The organism is Escherichia sp. E4736, from assembly GCF_005781225.1.
Taxonomy (GTDB): Bacteria; Pseudomonadota; Gammaproteobacteria; order Enterobacterales; family Enterobacteriaceae; genus Escherichia.
Window position 1 is genome coordinate 32,097 of record NZ_VATT01000034.1, and the last position, 20,417, is coordinate 52,513.

35 protein-coding genes and 1 pseudogene are annotated in these 20,417 nt (G+C 45.1%); 21 read left to right on the plus strand and 15 right to left on the minus strand.

Annotation, left to right across the window (positions count from 1 at the left end; genetic code table 11):
- Positions 1-144: 144 nt before the first annotated feature.
- Positions 145-315 carry a putative zinc-binding protein YnfU gene (ynfU, locus tag FEK46_RS23785; protein WP_001405948.1) on the plus strand — a complete coding sequence of 57 codons (171 nt, stop codon included), beginning with the start codon at positions 145-147 and terminating at the stop codon, positions 313-315.
- Positions 316-596: 281 nt separating this feature from the next.
- Here ynfU and cspB read toward each other — a convergent pair whose 3' ends face one another.
- The 8 genes and pseudogenes from cspB to FEK46_RS18840 all read right to left on the minus strand — a co-directional run bounded on the left by cspB (position 597) and on the right by FEK46_RS18840 (position 3,514).
- Positions 597-812, minus strand: coding sequence for a cold shock-like protein CspB (cspB, locus tag FEK46_RS18805; RefSeq protein WP_000066486.1), 216 nt, complete (start codon positions 810-812; stop codon positions 597-599).
- 367 nt (positions 813-1,179) lie between these two features.
- On the minus strand, positions 1,180-1,932 hold the full coding sequence (locus FEK46_RS18810; RefSeq protein ID WP_060710349.1) for an antitermination protein: 753 nt from the start codon (positions 1,930-1,932) through the stop codon (positions 1,180-1,182).
- A gap of 80 nt (positions 1,933-2,012) precedes the next feature.
- Positions 2,013-2,152, minus strand: a pseudogene (locus FEK46_RS18815) (YlcG family protein).
- Positions 2,149-2,511 (minus strand): crossover junction endodeoxyribonuclease RusA, encoded by a 363-nt coding sequence (gene rusA, locus FEK46_RS18820; protein WP_130210682.1) that lies wholly within the window; start codon positions 2,509-2,511, stop codon positions 2,149-2,151. Before rusA ends, FEK46_RS18815 begins: the two are co-directional and overlap by 4 nt.
- Complete coding sequence (locus tag FEK46_RS18825; RefSeq protein WP_000774477.1) at positions 2,508-2,798, minus strand: DUF1364 domain-containing protein; 291 nt, start codon at positions 2,796-2,798, stop codon at positions 2,508-2,510. Before FEK46_RS18825 ends, rusA begins: the two co-directional genes overlap by 4 nt.
- Positions 2,791-2,961 (minus strand): NinE family protein, encoded by a 171-nt coding sequence (locus FEK46_RS18830; protein ID WP_021550626.1) that lies wholly within the window; start codon positions 2,959-2,961, stop codon positions 2,791-2,793. Before FEK46_RS18830 ends, FEK46_RS18825 begins: the two co-directional genes overlap by 8 nt.
- A complete protein-coding gene (ybcN, locus tag FEK46_RS18835; RefSeq protein WP_059272308.1) occupies positions 2,961-3,416 on the minus strand; it encodes a DNA base-flipping protein YbcN in 456 nt (151 codons plus the stop codon). Before ybcN ends, FEK46_RS18830 begins: the two co-directional genes overlap by 1 nt.
- Complete coding sequence (locus tag FEK46_RS18840; RefSeq protein WP_130210686.1) at positions 3,413-3,514, minus strand: hypothetical protein; 102 nt, start codon at positions 3,512-3,514, stop codon at positions 3,413-3,415. Before FEK46_RS18840 ends, ybcN begins: the two co-directional genes overlap by 4 nt.
- Positions 3,515-3,927: 413 nt before the next feature.
- Between FEK46_RS18840 and FEK46_RS18845 the strand changes: the two genes are divergently transcribed.
- Positions 3,928-4,605 carry a hypothetical protein gene (locus FEK46_RS18845; RefSeq protein ID WP_130210688.1) on the plus strand — a complete coding sequence of 226 codons (678 nt, stop codon included), beginning with the start codon at positions 3,928-3,930 and terminating at the stop codon, positions 4,603-4,605.
- A gap of 278 nt (positions 4,606-4,883) precedes the next feature.
- Here the strand turns inward: FEK46_RS18845 and FEK46_RS18850 are convergent, their stop codons facing one another.
- The 7 genes from FEK46_RS18850 to FEK46_RS18875 all read right to left on the minus strand — a co-directional run bounded on the left by FEK46_RS18850 (position 4,884) and on the right by FEK46_RS18875 (position 8,572).
- The gene (locus FEK46_RS18850) at positions 4,884-5,489 is read right to left on the minus strand and encodes a P22AR C-terminal domain-containing protein (protein ID WP_130210690.1); all 606 of its coding nucleotides are present in this window, start codon (positions 5,487-5,489) and stop codon (positions 4,884-4,886) included.
- Between the two features lie 21 nt (positions 5,490-5,510).
- Positions 5,511-5,618, minus strand: coding sequence for an ash family protein (locus FEK46_RS23790; RefSeq protein WP_215629063.1), 108 nt, complete (start codon positions 5,616-5,618; stop codon positions 5,511-5,513).
- 146 nt (positions 5,619-5,764) lie between these two features.
- Positions 5,765-6,064: a protein ren gene (locus tag FEK46_RS18855; protein ID WP_130216499.1), complete on the minus strand. Its 300-nt coding sequence runs from the start codon at positions 6,062-6,064 to the stop codon at positions 5,765-5,767.
- Positions 6,061-6,762, minus strand: coding sequence for a replication protein P (locus FEK46_RS18860; protein WP_135560161.1), 702 nt, complete (start codon positions 6,760-6,762; stop codon positions 6,061-6,063). The genes FEK46_RS18855 and FEK46_RS18860 overlap by 4 nt, the downstream gene beginning before the upstream one ends.
- Complete coding sequence (locus FEK46_RS18865) at positions 6,759-7,778, minus strand: replication protein (protein ID WP_171021377.1); 1,020 nt, start codon at positions 7,776-7,778, stop codon at positions 6,759-6,761. The genes FEK46_RS18860 and FEK46_RS18865 overlap by 4 nt, the downstream gene beginning before the upstream one ends.
- The gene (locus tag FEK46_RS18870; protein WP_135560160.1) at positions 7,775-8,314 is read right to left on the minus strand and encodes a toxin YdaT domain-containing protein; all 540 of its coding nucleotides are present in this window, start codon (positions 8,312-8,314) and stop codon (positions 7,775-7,777) included. Before FEK46_RS18870 ends, FEK46_RS18865 begins: the two co-directional genes overlap by 4 nt.
- 30 nt (positions 8,315-8,344) lie before the next feature.
- Complete coding sequence (locus FEK46_RS18875; protein ID WP_000184665.1) at positions 8,345-8,572, minus strand: helix-turn-helix domain-containing protein; 228 nt, start codon at positions 8,570-8,572, stop codon at positions 8,345-8,347.
- A gap of 109 nt (positions 8,573-8,681) precedes the next feature.
- On the opposite strand from FEK46_RS18875, the gene FEK46_RS18880 reads away from it, so the two are divergent.
- From FEK46_RS18880 to FEK46_RS18985, 19 genes are all read left to right on the plus strand, one after another.
- Positions 8,682-9,374, plus strand: coding sequence for a helix-turn-helix transcriptional regulator (locus FEK46_RS18880; RefSeq protein WP_135560229.1), 693 nt, complete (start codon positions 8,682-8,684; stop codon positions 9,372-9,374).
- 48 nt (positions 9,375-9,422) lie between these two features.
- The gene (locus tag FEK46_RS18885; protein WP_001228516.1) at positions 9,423-9,803 is read left to right on the plus strand and encodes a hypothetical protein; all 381 of its coding nucleotides are present in this window, start codon (positions 9,423-9,425) and stop codon (positions 9,801-9,803) included.
- Positions 9,804-10,360: 557 nt separating this feature from the next.
- Complete coding sequence (locus FEK46_RS18895) at positions 10,361-10,567, plus strand: cell division inhibitor protein (RefSeq protein ID WP_135560158.1); 207 nt, start codon at positions 10,361-10,363, stop codon at positions 10,565-10,567.
- 75 nt (positions 10,568-10,642) lie between these two features.
- Positions 10,643-10,939 (plus strand): host-nuclease inhibitor Gam family protein, encoded by a 297-nt coding sequence (locus tag FEK46_RS18905; RefSeq protein WP_135493754.1) that lies wholly within the window; start codon positions 10,643-10,645, stop codon positions 10,937-10,939.
- 5 nt (positions 10,940-10,944) lie between these two features.
- Positions 10,945-11,730, plus strand: a complete 786-nt coding sequence (gene bet / locus FEK46_RS18910; protein ID WP_135560157.1) for a phage recombination protein Bet — start codon at positions 10,945-10,947, stop codon at positions 11,728-11,730.
- Positions 11,727-12,407, plus strand: coding sequence for a lambda exonuclease family protein (locus FEK46_RS18915; RefSeq protein ID WP_000186846.1), 681 nt, complete (start codon positions 11,727-11,729; stop codon positions 12,405-12,407). Before bet ends, FEK46_RS18915 begins: the two co-directional genes overlap by 4 nt.
- Positions 12,404-12,562 (plus strand): DUF1317 family protein, encoded by a 159-nt coding sequence (locus FEK46_RS18920; protein WP_000682559.1) that lies wholly within the window; start codon positions 12,404-12,406, stop codon positions 12,560-12,562. The genes FEK46_RS18915 and FEK46_RS18920 overlap by 4 nt, the downstream gene beginning before the upstream one ends.
- Positions 12,559-13,116, plus strand: coding sequence for a phage N-6-adenine-methyltransferase (locus tag FEK46_RS18925; RefSeq protein WP_000129282.1), 558 nt, complete (start codon positions 12,559-12,561; stop codon positions 13,114-13,116). The genes FEK46_RS18920 and FEK46_RS18925 overlap by 4 nt, the downstream gene beginning before the upstream one ends.
- Before the next feature lie 76 nt (positions 13,117-13,192).
- Entirely contained in the window at positions 13,193-13,408 is a 216-nt protein-coding gene (locus FEK46_RS18930) for a hypothetical protein (RefSeq protein ID WP_000149655.1), read from the plus strand.
- A gap of 96 nt (positions 13,409-13,504) precedes the next feature.
- Positions 13,505-13,726, plus strand: a complete 222-nt coding sequence (locus FEK46_RS18935) for a TraR/DksA family transcriptional regulator (RefSeq protein ID WP_135560156.1) — start codon at positions 13,505-13,507, stop codon at positions 13,724-13,726.
- Complete coding sequence (locus FEK46_RS18940) at positions 13,726-14,058, plus strand: ASCH domain-containing protein (RefSeq protein WP_097430197.1); 333 nt, start codon at positions 13,726-13,728, stop codon at positions 14,056-14,058. Before FEK46_RS18935 ends, FEK46_RS18940 begins: the two co-directional genes overlap by 1 nt.
- Positions 14,036-14,314 (plus strand): DUF4222 domain-containing protein, encoded by a 279-nt coding sequence (locus FEK46_RS18945; RefSeq protein ID WP_097430198.1) that lies wholly within the window; start codon positions 14,036-14,038, stop codon positions 14,312-14,314. Before FEK46_RS18940 ends, FEK46_RS18945 begins: the two co-directional genes overlap by 23 nt.
- Complete coding sequence (locus FEK46_RS23795; protein WP_071688186.1) at positions 14,286-14,636, plus strand: helix-turn-helix domain-containing protein; 351 nt, start codon at positions 14,286-14,288, stop codon at positions 14,634-14,636. The genes FEK46_RS18945 and FEK46_RS23795 overlap by 29 nt, the downstream gene beginning before the upstream one ends.
- Positions 14,558-15,676 (plus strand): site-specific integrase, encoded by a 1,119-nt coding sequence (locus FEK46_RS18955; RefSeq protein WP_224628705.1) that lies wholly within the window; start codon positions 14,558-14,560, stop codon positions 15,674-15,676. Before FEK46_RS23795 ends, FEK46_RS18955 begins: the two co-directional genes overlap by 79 nt.
- A gap of 170 nt (positions 15,677-15,846) precedes the next feature.
- On the plus strand, positions 15,847-17,238 hold the full coding sequence (locus FEK46_RS18965) for an integrase family protein (RefSeq protein WP_135560155.1): 1,392 nt from the start codon (positions 15,847-15,849) through the stop codon (positions 17,236-17,238).
- Between the two features lie 128 nt (positions 17,239-17,366).
- Positions 17,367-17,843 carry a hypothetical protein gene (locus tag FEK46_RS18970; protein ID WP_135560154.1) on the plus strand — a complete coding sequence of 159 codons (477 nt, stop codon included), beginning with the start codon at positions 17,367-17,369 and terminating at the stop codon, positions 17,841-17,843.
- The gene (locus FEK46_RS18975) at positions 17,840-18,076 is read left to right on the plus strand and encodes a helix-turn-helix domain-containing protein (protein ID WP_135560153.1); all 237 of its coding nucleotides are present in this window, start codon (positions 17,840-17,842) and stop codon (positions 18,074-18,076) included. The genes FEK46_RS18970 and FEK46_RS18975 overlap by 4 nt, the downstream gene beginning before the upstream one ends.
- A 12-nt stretch (positions 18,077-18,088) precedes the next feature.
- The gene (locus FEK46_RS18980; protein ID WP_346763850.1) at positions 18,089-19,534 is read left to right on the plus strand and encodes a YfjI family protein; all 1,446 of its coding nucleotides are present in this window, start codon (positions 18,089-18,091) and stop codon (positions 19,532-19,534) included.
- 222 nt (positions 19,535-19,756) lie between these two features.
- Positions 19,757-20,377, plus strand: a complete 621-nt coding sequence (locus FEK46_RS18985) for an inovirus Gp2 family protein (protein ID WP_135560151.1) — start codon at positions 19,757-19,759, stop codon at positions 20,375-20,377.
- Positions 20,378-20,417 lie beyond the last annotated feature (40 nt).

Sequence of the window (20,417 nt, forward strand, 5' to 3'; positions counted from 1 at the left end):
GTTGTTCTCAACGACGCTCAAAAAACAGAAAATTAAAATAATGTGGTTAAATATTTTAAAAGAAAAACCATCTATTAAATAATAATGCGGGATATATTTTTCTATTTAGTGTAATGTATACGGCCATTTATACAGGAAAAGCCTATGTCAGAACGTAAAGACTCAAAATCACGCCGTAATTATCTCGTAAAATGTTCCTGCCCAAACTGTACCCAAGAATCAGAACACAGTTTTTCTAGAGTACAAAAAGGTGCCCTTTTGATCTGCCCTCATTGCAACAAAGTATTCCAAACAAATCTTAAAGCTGTTGCCTGAGTGTTTTGATTACTTACAAAGAGTTTTTATATTTTAATAATATATTTAAATCAGATAATAAAAAACCCGCCTGCGCGGGTTTGAGATTGTGGTGCTTTTTGTGGTAGTTACCCACTTACGCACTTTGTATTGCTATGCCAGCAGTTAGCTTCTACTGTAAAACTATTCATGCAGCAAACCTGCACTTCACCACAAAATGGGATTCAATACCCACAACTCTATCTGCATCTCTACTCAGGCATCAGCCTTCTTCGTTATCGTATACAGACAAGCTATGAATTTTAATCAGTAATAATGACATTTGCTGCTGCAGGACCTTTAGCACCACTCTCTACAGAGAAGGTAACCTTTTGGCCTTCAAATAAGGTTCGATAATTATCATTCTGAATTGCAGAAAAATGCACAAACACATCTTTACTACCATCAACAGGAGAAATAAAGCCAAAACCTTTATCAGCGTTAAACCATTTTACTAAACCAGTCATTTTATTTGACATTCTACATTCCTTAACTTGAGCCTTTCGGCATAAATGATTTGTATAACAGAAACGACTTCGTACTTAATTGGAGAGACTCAAAGAAGGAATAAGTGAATAACACCTGAAATGAGAACTGCTTTAGTAAACTACTTCGTATATCGTCTGTTCTTCAAACCGACGCAGCCATTAACGCATAGTTGTACACTTGGAAGCAATGTTTATTTTAGACATCCAGCCACCTCCCCATTTAAAACACAAAACCCGCTCATTAGCGGGTTTTCTACTTTTTCTCAACACCGGACATACAAAGCCCATCGTTGAGAAAATCCTATCCATATTTTTTGAAAAATGCAAGCATCATGTCGATATCTTCGGCGAAAATTATTTATCTTGTCACCTTTCTCAACTGTGCTTCTGCATATGCTTCTTCCTGCCAGCACTTTGTAACCAGTTTATCAATAACATCAGCATACCCCTTGTACCACTGATAATCCGTCAGGTCCGGTACCAGTTTCTGGACATGATGCCGCGCCAGTGTGGTTGGTAAACGGCTAAACCGGTTTCCATTGCAACGCCCACAAATCTTATAAACAGGCGTGCCATGAAGCCGGGTCCTTTTTTCATCCAGGACAATACCTTTACCCTTACACCCTCTGCACGCTGTGCTGACTTCTCCCTTACCATGACAATGCTGACATAGTTCCTTCACCCACTCTTCCTTGATAACGGATTCCCCGCTTCTGGAATGTTTCACCACTTCGCGCAATACATTATGAAATCCCGTACCAGCACAATGCTCACAGCGAGCCTTACTTGCCGCAGACCTGGAATAATCAGCAAAGGCAAAATTCACGAGGTAAGGAATAATCTGTAACCGTGTTTCTGCACTCAATTTATTCAATGTCGGGTTATCCAGTGCCATCGCGTAATTGAGCAGACCTTCAATCGCAAACTGAGGGTCCTGAACACCAACTTTTGCCAGGAATAAGGCAAACCCAAGCGGTGCTTTCGACTGCACCATCCCCTGCGCAGCCATCACATCCGTAATTGATAAACCACCTGAGTCTGTCGCCGGTGCGTCATCGCTCAATTTTGGAGATTTTGGGGAGTAATATTTTGGTAAGGCCTCAAGATTCATTCTCGCTCTCCATTTACACCAGCACGCCAATTGGCAGCAAAAAACAATAAAACGGCATCAACCGATCGTTATCTCTGGCTTCATACAATTGTCTCTGCCAGTGTTTTGGCGTAATTCTTCAGTATCCGGTAATCGGTCAAAACAGAACCGGGAAACGATATAAGCGCAGGCGCCCCCAGCGGTAGCGAAGGAGTTCTGCCATATATGACTCACACATCATTCATCCCCCAGTTCGGTGATGATCAGTTCCAGCTTTCCACCCTTGGTAACGGGCATTTTCACAACGCGATAATCAACGACCTGAGCATCATCCAGCCAGAAACCTGCTTTGGTGAGTGCGTCAAAAGCTGCTTTTTGCAGATTATCCAGGTCACGGCGACGGCGATCCGGCATGTGGCACTCAATACGGATTTTCACTGGCATAGCCAGACCGATATCCAGCATGGAGCCTTTGATGATTCGGGCGACGTTATCGCGGTATACCTGCCCCTCTGCGCTGATGTGCGTGCGCCCGCGATTATGGCGGTAGTAGCGGTTATTGCTCGGCGGCCAGGGTAGTGTGATGTAGTAAGTATTCACGCCTTGATTACCCCCTCTTTCAGCCAGATAACCTGCGTTCTCGCCATACCTTCCAGCGCGCATTCTTTTGCATACTCAGCATCGACAAAATGTGTGCGGCGGTCGATTTCGTCGTGACAGGCAGAACATGCAATGGTGGCAATCAGGTCTGGCGGTTTGATACCGGTACCGCACAATCCAGCCAGCCGGATATGTGCCAGTACAGACGTTTCAGGATTGCCATTACATACGCCAGGGATTCTTACCTGGCATTCCCGACCACGCGCTGCTTTTCTCAAATCAGCCATGATTCCTCCTTGCTGCCAGTCGCAACCATTTTTTATCAACCAGGCTGGCGGTATATCCGAGCAGTGTTGGTATTTCGGATGGTTTCAGCTCAGGCTTACGCTTACGACGATTTGGTACTCTGTAGATGTGTCCGCTCATGACACGAATAAGCGGTGTAGCCATTACGCCTCCTGCTTGTCGCGCAGCAGCTGGAACTCGCAGCTCTGCGGAATAGTCAGGTGGCAGCCAATATTCATCGCCCAGGCTTCAACCTTACACAGGAAGACATACATCTCTCCGGTATCAAGATCGGAGGTATGGCGTAACGACTGGATCGTAGTGATTTCGCCGGTTACGACATCAACCAGGTCCTTGGTTTCATAACCGAGGTATGTGTGTTTGAGTGCATCTTTTACCCATACTGCAGTAGCGAACGTTTTACCCCTGCTGATGAGGTACTCACTGATTTCGCTGTACCACATGTGGCTGAGTGCATTCTGGGAAAGACTGCGTCTCTCGCGCCACGGTTTAAGCACCATGCGAAAGCATTTGCCATCCTCCAGATAAGGCTGGATCTGCTGACCGATAGCGGTGAAGTTGCCGCGATGTAATTTGATGCCGTCTTGTGGGAGGTTCACGCTTCACCTCCGCAGAGGTCAAACGTTGGATGCAAAAAATCGCAGGTGCATTTCTGCATCTGTGAAGGGAGAAGAGAGTTTAGATTGTGTGTGCGCATAAACGTCCCCGTTTAGCGCAGAAGTCACCGGAGGTGTTCAGGCTCCGATGACATGATTATGGCGAGTTGATTATGGAAAATCAATTGAAGATGAAATTCAACAATGCCCCATGGTGCTATGGCGCTCAATTAATTATATAACTTCAGAGAAAACTGATAACCCATTGATGATGACATTAGCTCAGACTAAGAAGACTGACAACGGGGACGAACATGAACAGCAACGCCTGACATAGGTAAATCTCAAAAGCGAATCATATAATCCTTACCCCATCACTCAGAGACATCGCATAATAACATTCATACCACTATATAACCTCCAAATAACAACAACAATTCATTGGTTGCATTAATATCAGCGTGTTCCGTTGTTCAGGAATAAAACTTTTTATTTAACAAACAAAGAGAGTTCAATGATGAGCAAAATTACAGGCGTGTTAGTTGATAGCCATATCTATGATATTAAAAATGATATGGAGAGTGGTTACTGTTTCCCTAACAGTTTGTTCCCAGGAGCAACCTTCAAGATGGTCATTGATAATGACCCTATTAATAATGACAAGGTAAAATGGACCTGTAGCACTAATGCAGACAATAATGTTCTGGCGGTTAGCCAGGATGGCACAGTAACTTTTCCGGGCGTAGATGAAAAGTGCGTTGGGAAGATTTTTGTCATTTTCGCCACTGATAAATCAACAAACAAATCTGCCGGCATCTATGTTTTTATTGTGAAGCGTTTTTTCAAATACAGCATTGAACTTTATAACTCAGTTAAAGATATTTTACCGTGGATTGAAAACATGAACGGGAATTTTCCTGAGGCACGTGACATCTATAGTTACGATTATGATAACTATAGTGGACCGCATATTATCAATCGAGAAGTTAACGCAGGGCTTTACCAGGAATGGGGCACGTTATCTAATAGTGGATGGGACGCAAGTTGTGAGCTTGAGGGTATTTGTAGCATTTACGCTTTTGATAAAGACAATAATACTTATTATTGCCTGCGTGATTATGGAGAAATAGAGTGTATTGATCGTTTTTGCGTCGCTCAGGCAGTTGCATCCTACGGAGAATCCATCGACTGATTGTGTTTTTTCAACTATCATTTGCATTATTACAGCGTAAAGATTCACTGAAATTATAAAATTTAACTTGCGCAAAACCACCCGTTCAGCGGGTGGTTCTCATTTTTATCCACTATGTATATGAAGCTTAAAAAAATAAACGGACTTAAGCGCTCCTTTTTATATTGCTACAAACAATTAATTCTCGACACCTAATAACTAAAGCCCCGCCCCCATATACCGCCAATACCCGTTTCATAACAAAATGCTGGTGACATTTCTCACCGGAAACTTTATTGCTACTGCTCAGAACGCAAATGCGGCAATACTCGGCTCCACTTATCATCCTGCCACGGCTGGAATCTTACATGTGCCGTTTCTCTGGCAAGGATTTCGCGCGCCTTATGTAGTATCTGGGGATATTCTTGCTCAATAGAAGTAAAGCGACCGGCTTCGCGATGCTCCGCAACCTGAAGAAGTGGAGTAACATTCTGGCAGGCGGTTAACATCACATCCCCTGCTCGCCATAACCAGGCGAGTGTGCAAAGTTCGTTATCAGTGAATTGTTTTGTGATTGGGGATTGTTGAACTTCTCGATCGAGAATATCCAGAACCCAGCGGCGGAATTCTTTGGCTACAGGAGTGCGGGCGAACATAGCGATCAAATGGGCACCACGGAGGGAGAAAATGCGTATTGTTTTCTGGTAGTTCCCTGAGACACTCAAATTGAGGGTCTCAGTCATATCTGCCCTAAATTCATCGGAATTTCGATCGTAGATCTGAGTTACGGCATCAGATTTTTTATATCCGAGAGCTTGAGCAATCTCAACGGCAGTAAGCCAGATACTGTTGTTGTGTTTAACAGGATGGAATTTTGTTTGATGAAAGACTAGTTGTGTGCTCATGATGATTACCTATAAATCAAGTTAACCACCACCGCTGACGCCAATCAGTTTGGTGGTGAGACATGTAGGGTTGGCGTAACCGGGGTAATCAACCGGCCCGACCGAAGTCGGCCCTACACGCCCCACCATAATTCAGATGTGCGTATGCTTACGACAATAAAAAACACGCTCGCGGCGTGTAGTAGTCGCGATTACCTTATCCGGGACGCCAATCCCGTGTGCCGATTTTGCGGCAACGCACAGAATATAGCGCCAGATATTAGTTATCGTCAACCTCACTGATTTCCTCCCCCCGCCGCATAAACAAATAAAACCCGCTTCATCGCGGCACTCTGGCGACACTCCTTGAAAATCAGATTCGTGCTCACCTTTCCTTCCCGTTCTTCCCTGGTAGCGAACCTGTAATACACCGTTCGCCAGACCTTACCATCAATGACCAAGATTCCTGCCCGCGCCATTTTAGCCGCAGCCTGATTTATGCTGGTTACTGTTGCGCCTGTTACCTCAGCAACGTCCTGCGCACAGAAGCTCTTATGCGTCCCCAGGTAATGAATAATTGCCTCTTTGCCCGTCATACACTCGCCCCTTTCAGCCCAAATTTCGCTTTGATTTCGGCGATCTTCGCCAGCGCCTGAACACGATTAAGCGGCCTGCCATCCATGACAGGAAGTTGTTTTACTGGTTCAGGTATCGCCTCTCCACGGTTAATTCGCGCGGTCATACAGGCCAGTTCATCGGCAGCCTTGCGCCGTAATTCCGCATCAGTAAGCGCATTGGCCCGCATGTTCTGGTACAGGTTGGTAACCAGCCAGTAGTGCGCGTTTGATTTCCACGGATAAGACTCTGCATCTGGATACAGGCCACGCTTCCGGCAATACTCATAAACCATATCAACCAGCTCGCTGACGTTTGGCAGCCCGGCGTTAACGGATGCTTCTTCCCGGCACCAGGCGACAAACTGCCCGGGTGATGGCAGGAATGGTCGATTCTGCCGACGGGCTACGCGCATTCCAGCGTTAACCTGTTCCATCGTGGTGATCCCATTTTCCCGGAAAGCCAGAACCCACTGGCGGCGGATTTCGTTCAGTTCGTTCTGGTCACGGTTAGCCAGGCTCGCCGGGAAAGTTGCCAGTAACTGGCTGAACACACCATTGATAATCTGCGCTACCTGCTGTACCTGCGGCTTTTCGTCGTACTGTTCCGGCATGTTATTGGCGATCCGGCGCATCTGCTCACGGTCAAAATTAACCATCTGTGCGGCGATGTTTTTCATAGCTCCACCCCGTAAATCCAGTCAGTGTTCGTCAGGTCGAGTTTTGGTTTTCCGGCTGTCACGCCAGCCTGTTGCTTGTTACGGTTGATTTCGAGTTGGGTCCACTTGTCGCGGAGTTTGGCCGGACTTAGCACGTTACCGGACCAGAAGTTGTCCTGGCATGCCCAGCGGAACAGCACGCACATGTCGCGGTGGTTACGTCCGTCACGTTCACGCATCAGGCGGATATCGTTAGCCCACCCTGCAAAATTCGGTTTTCTGGCTGATGGCGCGATGGTCTTCACCATGTCAAACATCCACTCTGCGGCGGTCAGGTCTTCTGCTGTCCCCCACTTGCTGCCGCTCTGAATCGCAGCATCCGGTTTCACCACAGGAAGGTCGTTTTCTGGCTGGTCAGAGGATTCGCCAGAATTCTCGGACGAATAAGGTTTTATATTGTCTTTTGTTAGTTTGTCTTTTGTGTTTACCTGATTCAGGTAAACGTCTTTACCTGATTTGGGTAAACTTTTTTTACCTGATTCAGGTAAATTTACCTCTTTCAGGTAAACTTTATTTTTCTTACCTGATTCGGGTAATGTTGACCATTCACTGACCACATTATTAATGCCGGTATTCCGCCCGCTCTGAATAAAAATCCCACGCTTTACCAGAACACTTTTTGCAGCAGAACACTTGTGCGGCAATATCCCGGTTAACTCGGAAAGTTGCTCGTTGCTCACCCAATCCATTTTTTTATTAAAGCCATATGTTTTGCGCATGACAGCCAGGAAGACCAGAAGCTGGTGCTGTGTTAATCCGGCCAGCATCACAGCTTCCAGCAACTCATTAGCAATGCGCGTATAACCATCATCGAGATCTGCCACGCGCGGCTCCTTTTGTGCCACATCCGGCACTGGAAAATTGAATATCTCAGCAGTGTTTGCCATAATTCCTCCCGCAATGAGTGCGTTACGATTTGCACCTGAAAGTCGGTTCTGTTCCAGCAGACCGGCTTTCGCCATTTCTGAACCTGTCATATTGCCCCCAGCATGGTGGTGACCATCGCCATCAGTGGACCAGCCAGATCTGGGTCCACACGAAACATCGACACAATACCTTCACTCATTTCCTTCAGTTTCTGGTGGCGTGGTGCGTTGAGAATGACCGCCTGCTTTGCCTCACTGAGTTCCTTTTCCATTTCAGCCAGCCGAGCCATAAAGCTATCCTGCTCAACCAGGTGGCCGCGATATTCCAGCGGTAGTACCGCCAGAATTGCCGGGGTCAGTTCACGCACGTTATTTCGGTATTTTTCAGAATCGAATTTGTTATCGAGGAAGCGGAACAACTTCTGGCGTGCACGGCTGACATCATCAGGGAAATCGATGGTGCCGCCGCCCAGCTCCCGATACTCATTCACAATGAGTGCGGCAACAACATCCTGATTATCTGCAGCCGACCAGGCGCGAACGGCATCACGGATTTTTTCGTGGCCTGGCGCCTGTTTTGTTTGAGAACGATTTATCACCGCAGTCGGGCTAAATCCGCTAGTCTGTTGGTATGTAAGTGGTTGCATAGTAATTGCCTTATCAGTTAACGCCGCAGATTAGGCGGCAGAATTACTCGCGTTAAACAATGGTGCGAGGTCGGGACGAATATCTGCTGGTTTAATCTTTCCACCAGTGGCTGAGACAATTTTCATTACATAGCGGGCATCAATTCCGCCACCGTGTAGCCAACGCCAAACCGTGGGTTGGGCTACACCGCAGAGATCTGCCAGTCGTTTTTGACTACCTGTAATACTGATTGCGAGTTGAATGGTTTGATTTGTCATTATCAATTCCTATTGGTATTGCAATAAATAGATAATAGCAATGCGTATTAACTCAAGCAATAGCAAAACGTTTTTGACCATCAATACGCAAGCGTATAAATTAAAACTTATGAAAAAAGAAACTCTTGCTGATCGCTTAAACCTAGCGATGGAACAATCTGGAATGTCTCAAGGCGCTCTTGCAAAGGCGTCTGGCGTAGCTCAACCCACAATCTGGAGACTGACAAGCGGCAACGCGCGCGGCTCAACAAAAATTGTTGAAATAGCTAATGCATTGGGTGTTCGAACAGAGTGGCTCTCGTCAGGCATAGGCCCGATGAGAAATGACGGTCAACAATCAGAAAAGCCTGCTGTCAACCATTCCAAATACTTCAAGATTGACGTTCTTGATATAGAAGTCAGTGCCGGGCCGGGTGTCATCAATCGTGAGTTTGTAGAAGTTCTACGCTCGGTTGAGTACTCGTTTGACGATGCTCGTCACATGTTCGATGGCAGGAAGGCGGAAAATATCCGCATCATTAACGTGCGCGGTGACAGCATGTCAGGAACGATCGAACCAGGTGATCTGCTGTTCGTTGATATCACAGTTAAATCTTTCGACGGTGATGGTATCTATGCGTTTCTGTACGACGACACAGCCCATGTAAAGCGCCTGCAAATGATGAAGGATAAGCTGCTGGTTATCTCTGATAACAAGAGCTACTCACCGTGGGACCCGATCGAGAAAGACGAGATGAACCGAGTGTTCATCTTCGGTAAAGTCATTGGAAGCATGCCGCAGACATATAGAAAACACGGATAATTTTTTTGCCAATTTATTTGTTGTATATTCAAAACAAAGGAAATGTCAATGAGAAAACTATTCGTTACAGCAGCTATTCTGATTAGCATCTCTGGATGTGCTCAGAAAATAGATCCCCAAATTGCCGCACAAGCTCAACAACCAGTTTACTGTCAAGGTAAAGAGCAATGCGATACATATTGGTCGAGAGCCAAAGCTTGGATAGCAATGAATTCTGGTTGGAAAATTCAGATGGCAGATGAAACGGTAATTTCCACATACACTCCTATTGGAAATAGTGCCGTGCTTGGATATCAGGTTGTAAAAACACCTTTAGGAAACGATAAGAACGAAATTGTTGTTCAAACTTCATGCGCAAATATGTTTGGATGCATTCCTAGCGCTGTAGAGCAAACTGCAAAGTTGAAAAATTACATTAAAGCCCAATAATCCCTCCCCCCTGACGCAATTGTCGGGGGTATCCCTCCTCAATACCATTGTTATCAACGCTTACAACTATCTTCGTGGCAAGTAATTTGGCCTATCTAGTTCTCCGTAATGTTTTCATTGTTATCAATTGGTTATTTAATTGCAAAATCCATTTTGAGTCGAATGTCACAAAAAACCTCAACATTAAATTCTTTTCAGTATCAACAGCATAACAACAAACGCTATCGCTCGATACTTATACGTATTGATATAATCAATAGCAATAGGTATTATAAATCCATCACAACGGCACAGGAATGCGGCAATCTCCTGATTTACCGCTTCACCGTTGCGATGACCGCTTAGATCCGCAGCTTGAATTTCAGCAGGCTACGGGGAGTGCGAGGGGTGAAACGGACGCGTGAACGTCGGTGTGACCAGCTGAAATCAACTCGATACTTCATACCTCAGTCGCTTCAACGAGGCGGCTTAGTTATGACACCGGCGGCCATCCACCGCCTGAATACGCGCAGAAGTCTCTATATGTTCAGCAGCCCAGCTTACGGGCAGGGGTTTTTATGGTTCATCAACATTACGGAGCGCAGACCGTTAATCGCGGTGCGGTCATGCCAGGAATGCTGGTCAAACACAAAGATGGTACCTGGACAGCATCAGCTAATTTACGCGGACGGCTTTATCTGCATCGCGGCATCGAGCGCACTTATACCCGTGACTTGCTCGTGGAAGTTTTTCTTGACGGACGCGGCAACGGCCTGAATCACTAATCCCCTTTCCTGTTTTTCTAATCAGCCTGGCATTTCGCTGGCGATATTTTCACAGCCATTTTCAGGAGTTCAGCCATGAACGCTTGTTACATTCAGGATCGTCTTGAGGCTCAGAGCTGGGCGCGTCACTACCAGCAGATCGCCCGTGAAGAGAAAGAGGCAGAACTGGCAGACGACATGGAAAAAGGTCTTCCACAGCACCTGTTTGAATCGCTATGCATCGATCATTTGCAACGCCACGGGGCCAGCAAAAAAGCCATTACCCGTGCGTTTGATGACGATGTTGAGTTTCAGGAGCGCATGGCAGAACACATCCGGTACATGGTTGAAACCATTGCTCACCACCAGGTTGATATTGATTCAGAGGTATAAAACGGATGAGTACAGCACTCGCAACGCTGGCAGGGAAGCTGGCTGAACGTGTCGGCATGGATTCTGTCGACCCACAGGAACTGATCACCACTCTTCGCCAGACAGCATTTAAAGGCGATGCCAGCGATGCGCAGTTCATCGCATTGCTGATCGTCGCCAACCAGTACGGCCTTAATCCGTGGACGAAAGAAATTTACGCCTTCCCTGATAAGCAGAACGGCATCGTTCCGGTGGTGGGCGTTGATGGCTGGTCCCGCATCATCAATGAAAACCAGCAGTTTGATGGCATGGACTTTGAGCAGGACAATGAATCCTGTACATGCCGGATTTACCGCAAGGACCGCAATCATCCGATCTGCGTTACCGAGTGGATGGATGAATGCCGCCGCGAACCATTCAAAACCCGCGAAGGCAGAGAAATCACGGGGCCGTGGCAGTCGCATCCCAAACGGATGTTACGGCATAAAGCCATGATTCAGTGTGCCCGTCTCGCCTTCGGATTTGCGGGTATCTATGACAAGGATGAAGCCGAGCGCATTGTCGAAAATACCGCATACACTGCAGAACGTCAGCCGGAACGCGACATCACTCCGGTTAACGATGAAACCATGCAGGAGATTAACACTCTGCTGATCGCCCTGGATAAAACATGGGATGACGACTTATTGCCGCTCTGTTCCCAGATATTTCGCCGCGACATTCGTGCATCGTCAGAACTGACACAGGCCGAAGCAGCGAAAGCTCTTGGATTCCTGAAACAGAAAGCCACTGAGCAGAAGGTGGCAGCATGACACCGGACATTATCCTGCAGCGTACCGGGATCGACGTGAGAGCTGTCGAACAGGGGGATGATGCATGGCACAAATTACGGCTCGGCGTCATCACCGCTTCAGAAGTTCACAACGTGATAGCAAAGCCCCGCTCAGGAAAGAAGTGGCCTGACATGAAAATGTCCTACTTCCACACCCTGCTGGCTGAGGTTTGCACCGGTGTGGCTCCGGAAGTTAATGCTAAGGCGCTGGCCTGGGGAAAACAGTACGAGAACGACGCCAGAACCCTGTTTGAATTCACTTCCGGCGTGAATGTTACTGAATCCCCGATCATCTATCGCGACGAAAGTATGCGCACCGCCTGCTCTCCCGATGGTTTATGCAGTGACGGCAATGGCCTTGAGCTGAAATGCCCGTTTACCTCCCGGGATTTCATGAAGTTCCGGCTCGGTGGTTTCGAGGCCATAAAGTCGGCTTACATGGCCCAGGTGCAGTACAGCATGTGGGTGACGCGAAAAGATGCCTGGTACTTTGCCAACTATGACCCGCGCATGAAGCGTGAAGGCCTGCATTATGTCGTGGTTGAGCGGGATGAAAAGTACATGGCGAATTTTGACGAGATGGTGCCGGAGTTCATCGAAAAAATGGACGAGGCACTGGCTGAAATTGGTTTTGTATTTGGGGAGCAATGGCGATGAAGCATCCTCGCGATAATATCCGGGTAGGCGCGATCACTTTCATCTACTCCGTTACAAAGCGAGGCTGGGTATTTCCCGGCCTTTCTGTTATCAGAAATCCACTGAAAGCACAGCGGCTGGCTGAGGAGATAAATAATAAACGGGGGGCTGTATGACTGATTTCACCGGAAGCAATACTCCTGCCGAACATCGCGACAGCTGGCGCACACCACCAGAGATTTTTGCTGCGCTTAATGCAGAGTTCGTTTTTCAACTTGATGCTGCAGCCAACGAAAAAAACCGGCTATGTCGGCTTTTTATCTCACAGGAGCAGAACACATTAACCACTTCATGGCCTGAAGCAATGGGATATGCCTCTGGTTATGTCTGGCTGAATCCACCATACAGCAATATTTCCCCTTTTGTGAAAAAGGCAGCCACTGAAAACAAATTCAGTAGTGTGGGATGTGTAATGTTACTGCCTGCTGACACATCTGTCGGATGGTTTCATGAAGCGATACAAACCGCCAGTGAGGTCAGATTCATCACGGCAGGACGACTGGCATTTATTAACCCACTCACCGGGAAACCCGTGAGTGGAAATAATAAAGGCTCGATGCTCATTATCTGGCACCCATACCCCCGTACACACTGCCACTTTACGACCGTTGATCGTGGCGAGTTGATGGCGTTCGGCTCAAGGATTCTTGCCCGTCGGGAGGCTGCATGACAACCACGGAATGCATTTTTCTGGCAGCGGGCTTCATATTCTGTGTGCTTATGCTTGCCGACATGGGACTTGTTCAATGACACATCAGCAAGAAAACGCCCTTCGCAGCATTGCCCGCCAGGCTAATTCTGAAATCAAAAAAGCCAGACAGCAGTTTCCGGATAAAAACGTCGATGACATTTGCCGTAGCGTACTAAAGAAGCACCGCGAAACGGTAACGCTGATGGGCTTCACACCGACTCATTTAAGCCTGGCGATCGGCATGTTAAACGGCGTCTTTAAGGAACGGTGAACATGAAAAGCAAAATCATCAGGGAGCTACAGGCTCCTTTTTTATTATTCGCATTCACCCTCACGCGTATTAACCAACAATTCAGGGATTAATGAGATGGCAGACCTCATTGATTCAGCATCAGAAATCGAAGAATTACAGCGCAACACAGCAATAAAAATGCGCCGTCTGAACCACCTGGCTGTATCCGCCACTCATTGTTGTGAGTGTGGCGATCCGATAGATGAACGAAGACGACTGGCCGTTCAGGGTTGTCGGACTTGTGCCAGTTGCCAGCAAGATCTGGAGCTTATCCGCAAACAAAGGGGGATTAAGTGATGGCTAACCTGCAACTTGCTGTTAAAAGTGAATACTTCGATGCCATGATTCGCGGAGAGAAAACGGAAGAGTATCGCCTTGTTAATGACTACTGGAAAAAGCGCCTCGTTAACCGCGAGTATGGCAGTCTGATCATCACGAAGGGATATCCGAAGCGTGACGATTTCAGTCGCAGAATTGATGTTCCGTATGACGGATATGAAGTGAAGACAATCACACATCCGCACTTTGGCGATAAACCGGTAAAGGTGTTCGCTATAAAGGTGAATATCAGCACTGAATATCAATCCGCACAACACAAGGCCAAGAATGTTCAGAGTGATTTACCCTAACACCTGGTACGTCGACCAACACGGCACTCCCTGCAAAATCCTGCGTTCCACTCACAACAAAGTTCACTACATCCGAAAAGGCAGAACATGTATCGCCAGCATGTTCCGCTTTAATCATGACTTTGAACCTGTGAATAAAGCTGATGCAGATCGGATAGCAGAAGAGATCGAAACGGCAGAACACATTAAGAAGTTACGTGACATGCGTTCAAAAAGCAGAGGTAACCATGGAATCATACAGCCTCACACTCGATGAGGCCTGTCAGTTTCTCAAGATATCCAGACCTACCGCTACCAACTGGATACGAACAGGCCGCCTACAGGCAACACGCAAAGACCCCACTAAACCAAAATCTCCTTACCTCACAACACGACAAGCCTGCATTGCGGCGCTTCAGTCTCCGCTGCATACTGTCCAGGTGAGCGCGGGTGATGGCATAACAGAGGAAAGAAAATGTCACTCTTCCGCAGAGGTGAAATATGGTACGCCAGTTTCACATTGCCGAACGGTAAAAGATTTAAACAGTCTCTTGGAACAAAGGACAAAAGGCAGGCGACAGAGCTCCATGACAAGCTAAAGGCTGAAGCATGGCGGGTCAGCAAACTTGGTGAAATACCTGATATGACGTTCGAGGAGGCGTGTGTCAGGTGGCTCGAAGAGAAAGCACATAAAAAATCACTGGACGATGACAAAAGCCGGATCGGATTCTGGCTTCAACATTTCGCAGGAATGCAACTAAGAGACATTACTGAATCAAAAATTTATTCAGCAATGCAGAAAATGACGAACCGGCGTCATGAGGAAAACTGGAAACTCAGGGCAGAAGCATGCAGAAAAAAAGGGAAACCAGTTCCAGAATACACGCCAAAACCAGCGTCCGTTGCAACGAAGGCAACGCATCTTTCATTTATAAAGGCCCTGCTAAGAGCCGCAGAGCGTGAATGGAAAATGCTGGATAAGGCACCAATTATTAAAGTGCCTCAACCAAAGAATAAACGGATCCGCTGGCTGGAGCCTCATGAAGCACAAAGGCTGATTGATGAATGTCCGGAGCCATTAAAGTCTGTTGTTGAATTTGCACTGGCAACAGGTTTAAGACGCTCGAACATCATCAACCTTGAATGGCAACAAATAGATATGCAGCGCCGGGTGGCATGGATAAACCCGGAAGAGAGTAAATCAAACCGCGCAATTGGCGTTGCGCTGAATGATACTGCATGTCGCGTATTGAAAAAACAAATCGGGAATCATCACCGTTGGGTATTTGTGTACAAGGAAAGCTGTACCAAACCAGACGGAACGAAAGCGCCAACAGTAAGGAAGATGCGGTATGACGCAAACACAGCCTGGAAAGCGGCGCTGAGACGGGCTGGTATTGATGATTTCAGATTTCACGACTTGAGACACACCTGGGCAAGTTGGCTGGTTCAAGCCGGAGTCCCGTTGTCAGTGTTACAGGAAATGGGAGGCTGGGAGTCTATCGAAATGGTTCGTCGATATGCTCACCTTGCACCTAATCACCTTACCGAACACGCACGGCAAATAGACTCGATCCTGAACCCATCGGTCCCAAATTTGTCCCAGTCAAAAAATAAGGAAGGTACTAATGATGTGTAACTTATTGATTTAGATGGTGCCGATAATAGGAGTCGAACCTACGACCTTCGCATTACGAATGCGACGTTATTATACTTTTACCCCTTTAAAAACCTACTCTTAAAACAATTAGTTCATTATAAAACATTAACTTATAAAACACACCTGTTGATAAAAATTGACAGGTGTTGATGTGTATTCCCCTAATTTACTTACACCAGCCGTTACATTATGGTGATGTAACCTTTCTCATCTGGAGCCCAAAAATGGCACTTCCGAGACAAAAACTCACCTTCGAGCGTATTCGAAAATTTGCTTTAACTGAAGGGAAAAACCAAGCATTTCTTTGGGATGCGGATGTAACAACTCTGGCATGCCGGGCAACTCGCGGAACAAAAGCTTTTGTGTTCCAAAGCGTATATGCGGGAAAAACCCTTCGCATGACCATTGGCAACATTAACGATTGGAGGATTGATGATGCCAGGGCCGAAGCCAGGCGGCTGCAAACATTAATCGATACTGGGATAGATCCGCGTATAGCTAAAGCAGAAAAAATTGCTGAAGCGGAATCACAGCAGGCTGAATCTCGTAAAACGAAGGTAACCTTCTCAAGCGCTTGGGAAGATTATCTTCAAGAATTGAGAACCGGAATCAGCGCAAAAACTAAACGTCCTTACTCTGCACGTTATATTGCCGATCACGTGAACTTGTCCAGCCGTGGAGGAGAAAGTAAAAAAAGAGGCCGGGGCCCAACCTCGGCTGGACCATTGGCTAGCTTGCTCGACCTACCGTTATCGGAACTAACACCAGAGAACATTGCCGCATGGCTAAGTACAGAAAGACAAAATCGGCCTACCGTCACTGCTCATGCCTACCGTCTGTTGCGTGCATTTATCAAATGGGTTAATTACCAGAAAAAATATCAGGGAATAATCCATGGCGATCTTGCACAAGATCATAACGTGAGAAAATTGGTTCCAGTATCAGCGAGTAAAGCGGGAGATTGCTTACAAAAAGAACAGTTAAAAAGCTGGTTCAGTGCCGTGCGTAACCTCAACAATCCCATTGCATCGGCCTATCTCCAGGTACTTTTACTCACCGGAGCGCGACGCGAAGAAATTGCGTCACTTCGGTGGTCTGACGTCGATTTCAAATGGTCAAGTATGCGGATTAAAGACAAGATCGAAGGCGAACGTATCATACCTCTTACTCCTTATGTCACTCACCTGTTACGCGCATTGGTGCAAACACCAAATTCTGACGTAAATAAGGAGGATTGGGTTTTCAGGAGTAATAGCAAAAGCGGCAAAATTATTGAACCGCGTTCCGCACACAATCGGGCCTTAGCTAAGGCTGAATTACCACACATCAGCCTGCATGGATTACGTCGTAGTTTTGGTACGCTCGCCGAATGGGTCGAAGTGCCAACTGGCATAGTTGCGCAGATTATGGGCCATAAACCTAGTGCTCTAGCTGAGAAACACTACCGTCGTCGTCCATTAGATTTGTTGCGTAAATGGCATGAAAAAATTGAGAGCTGGATCTTAGAACAGGCCTCTATTTATGAAAAAATCGAGTGTTGATACGCGTTGATTTCATTAAATATCAATATGTTACATTAACCCTGAAAAATAAAAGAGTTATTGACAGATATTGAAACTTGGATAAAAATCGCCTCATTAGTTCACGACCCTAGAGGAGAAATATCAGAATGTTTAATAGTTACAACCCCGTGTTAGATGATAGTCAAGAGATTCTGGCGAATCTGCTTGGACTGCCCGAGATCAATTTTGAAATCCAATACCATTCACCATCATCTAATGGACTCCCCATTGAGCAATGGTTTAAAAACCACTATAAGAAAGTCGCCCTTCATGTAATGGATCAGGCTATTTATCGGAAAAATGTACGAAACAAGGCATGCAAAATTGCTTTAGCTAACGTGATTTCTCGTTCAGTGCCATTTAAAACTCATACCTCGAGAGCGCATCGTAGTAGCACCAAGTCAGCAAAGGGATCTTTTTCCACCGGTTCAAGTGAAGGTGGTGATCCCGAGCCTGCAAGTGTACTCAGATCATCCTCCTTATTCTCTATCCTTTCCTTAAACGCCTCCTATCTCTTAAACAAAGCCTGCGTCCTACCTATTGCTTCATTTGCCCACGTTTTTATCTCCGGGGTGGCATCATGAGCAAATTTCAAATAAGTGAAGCATCATCTCCAAGCAACATCCGACTTGTTTCTACTAATGATTTAGCACAACTGTTGAATTGTAAACCGCAAACAATCAGAAAATGGTTGTGCCAAGATCAATTACCATCTGGTTTGGTAAGACCAAAAAAAATTAACAAAAAAAACTACTGGCTCTGGGATGACGTTCAAAGCTATATCCACACTCTCTTCGCTTCTGAAGAAAAACGATGAAAGGAGGTTATTATGTTAGATAAAAATTTCCCTGTACACACGCTGCCCTCACTAGCCAGAAATGCTGTCTATGAAGTAGAACAGCATACTCAAGCCCCACTATCATTGATTTCTTCAGCTATACTAAGTGCCATTTCTTTAGCCTGTCAGAATAGTATAGATGTATGTAGGATAAATAACATTACTGGCCCTGCATCATTATATTTGTTGACAATCGCCGATTCTGGAGAAAGGAAAACAGGTGTTTACAAACAAATATTTAACCCGATATATGAATTTGAAGAATTGTTATTTGAAAAGCATCTAAATGAAATGCTATCATACAAAAACACAATTGAAATAATAGATATTGAAAAGAAATTAATTATAGCAAAAATCAAGTCAGACATTCGCTGCAATAGAGATATTTCTGAGCATCGTAAAAGACTTGAAGAACTTCTTTCTTCTTACCCAGAAGAACCAATAAAATATAGGATGATATTTAATGACGCGACACCCGCTGCTTTAAAAGATTATCTTTCCGGTCATTGGCGTTCTGTCGGAATTTTTTCTGATGAAGCAGGAACTGTATTTAATGGCTATATCCTAGGTGACTTACCCTTCCTCAACAAAATGTGGGATGGTTCTACATACACACTGCAAAGAAAGAATGAACCGGATAGATTAATTAAAAATGCAACCCTAACAGCAGGATTGATGGCGCAACCTAGCGTTATTAGCAGATATATTAAAAATAAAGGTGATATAGCAAAGGGAATTGGGATATTCAATCGATTTTTGATTTGTCAACCTCACTCGAAACAAGGTTACAGAACAATAACTAACCCAGTCACTTCAAATGAACATCTTCCATTGTTTCATAAGAGATTAATGGAGATTATTAAGACAAACATTGCATCAAATAAAAACAGCAAACGGACCTGCCTCTACTTTTCTCCGGAAGCACAAGAAAGATGGATACAATTTCATAATCAAGTAGAGTCCGAAATGGGGATGCTTGGATTTGGATTATTTTCTGACATCAAAGATTATGCTTCTAAAATTGCAGAAAATGCAGCAAGAATATCAGCACTTCTATTTTATTTTAACCATGGGGAAGGTGATATTTCTTTAGAAGCCATAGAGGCAGCAATTGAAATTACACTTTGGTTTACAGATGAATATATCCGTATATTTTCACCTCCTAAGCTCCTAGATAAAAAAGAGGAACAAGTTGATTCTGAAGAATTATTTAACTGGGTTATAAAATATTGCGAAGACAACTCCATAATTTATTTTAACAAAGTGTTAATTTACTCCTTTGGACCTAATCGATTGAGAAGAAAGAAAGTCGCAGATGGTTTATTGGAAATTTTAGTTCAGCAAGGAAAAATCAGAATAGCTAAACGTGGAAGATCTTTATATATCGGTCCTGATATAGACTATATGCAATCTATCAGCACACAATACATCGTGTAAAAGTACAAAGCTAAATGCAGAGCGAATTGCACTCGTAATCTTTAGGCTGGAACAGACCTGATATAGGTAAATGGTGGTGGAAAGGTAATATATTGTCGTTTCTATTGATAACTAATAGAAGTGTTGTATGTGATTGCCAAAACATTAATTCATTTGCTCTATAGAAAAGATATTAATCAACATGCTCTTATTTAAGATAAGAGCAACTATGGTCTTATTATTATGAAAATCTATAATGGTACTCATGGCAATCATATCATCTCTTATAGAGACAATATTGCTACCGTGATTAACAATGCTATTCATCAATTCTCCAAAACTATGGCGTTAAGGGTTGATCTTCATTATCCGAAAATCCTTGATAATGGCGACACAGTTTGTTGTTTTCATAATCTTGAACCTGGAGCAATATCTCGCTTTATAAATTCATTAAAAGCTATATTAGCTGCTAGTGAAAACCGTAGAGTATGCGCTGGGATTAGAATAAAACCAAATTCAATACGCCAACTCTGGGCAAGGGAATACACGCAGAGTGGAAAATGTCATTTTCACACTTGTCTATTTTTCAATAAAGATGCTTACTATCACTTGGGTCATCATGAACATAGCGGTACGCTCACTAATATGATAACTAGAGCATGGTATAGTGCTCTTAATCTTGAACCTGAGGATTGCAGGAATCTGGTTCATTTCCCGGAGAATTGTAGATATGTATTGAATGTTAACGATCCGGATTTTGACATTGTGTATAACGACCTTCTCACCCGTCTAGACTATTTAACCAAGTTAGATACAAAAATATTTGGTGAAGGTGACAGAAATTTCGGATGCAGTCGAGGGTAGTTGGTTATAATACAACCCCATTAAATTCCAGTAAAAGTTT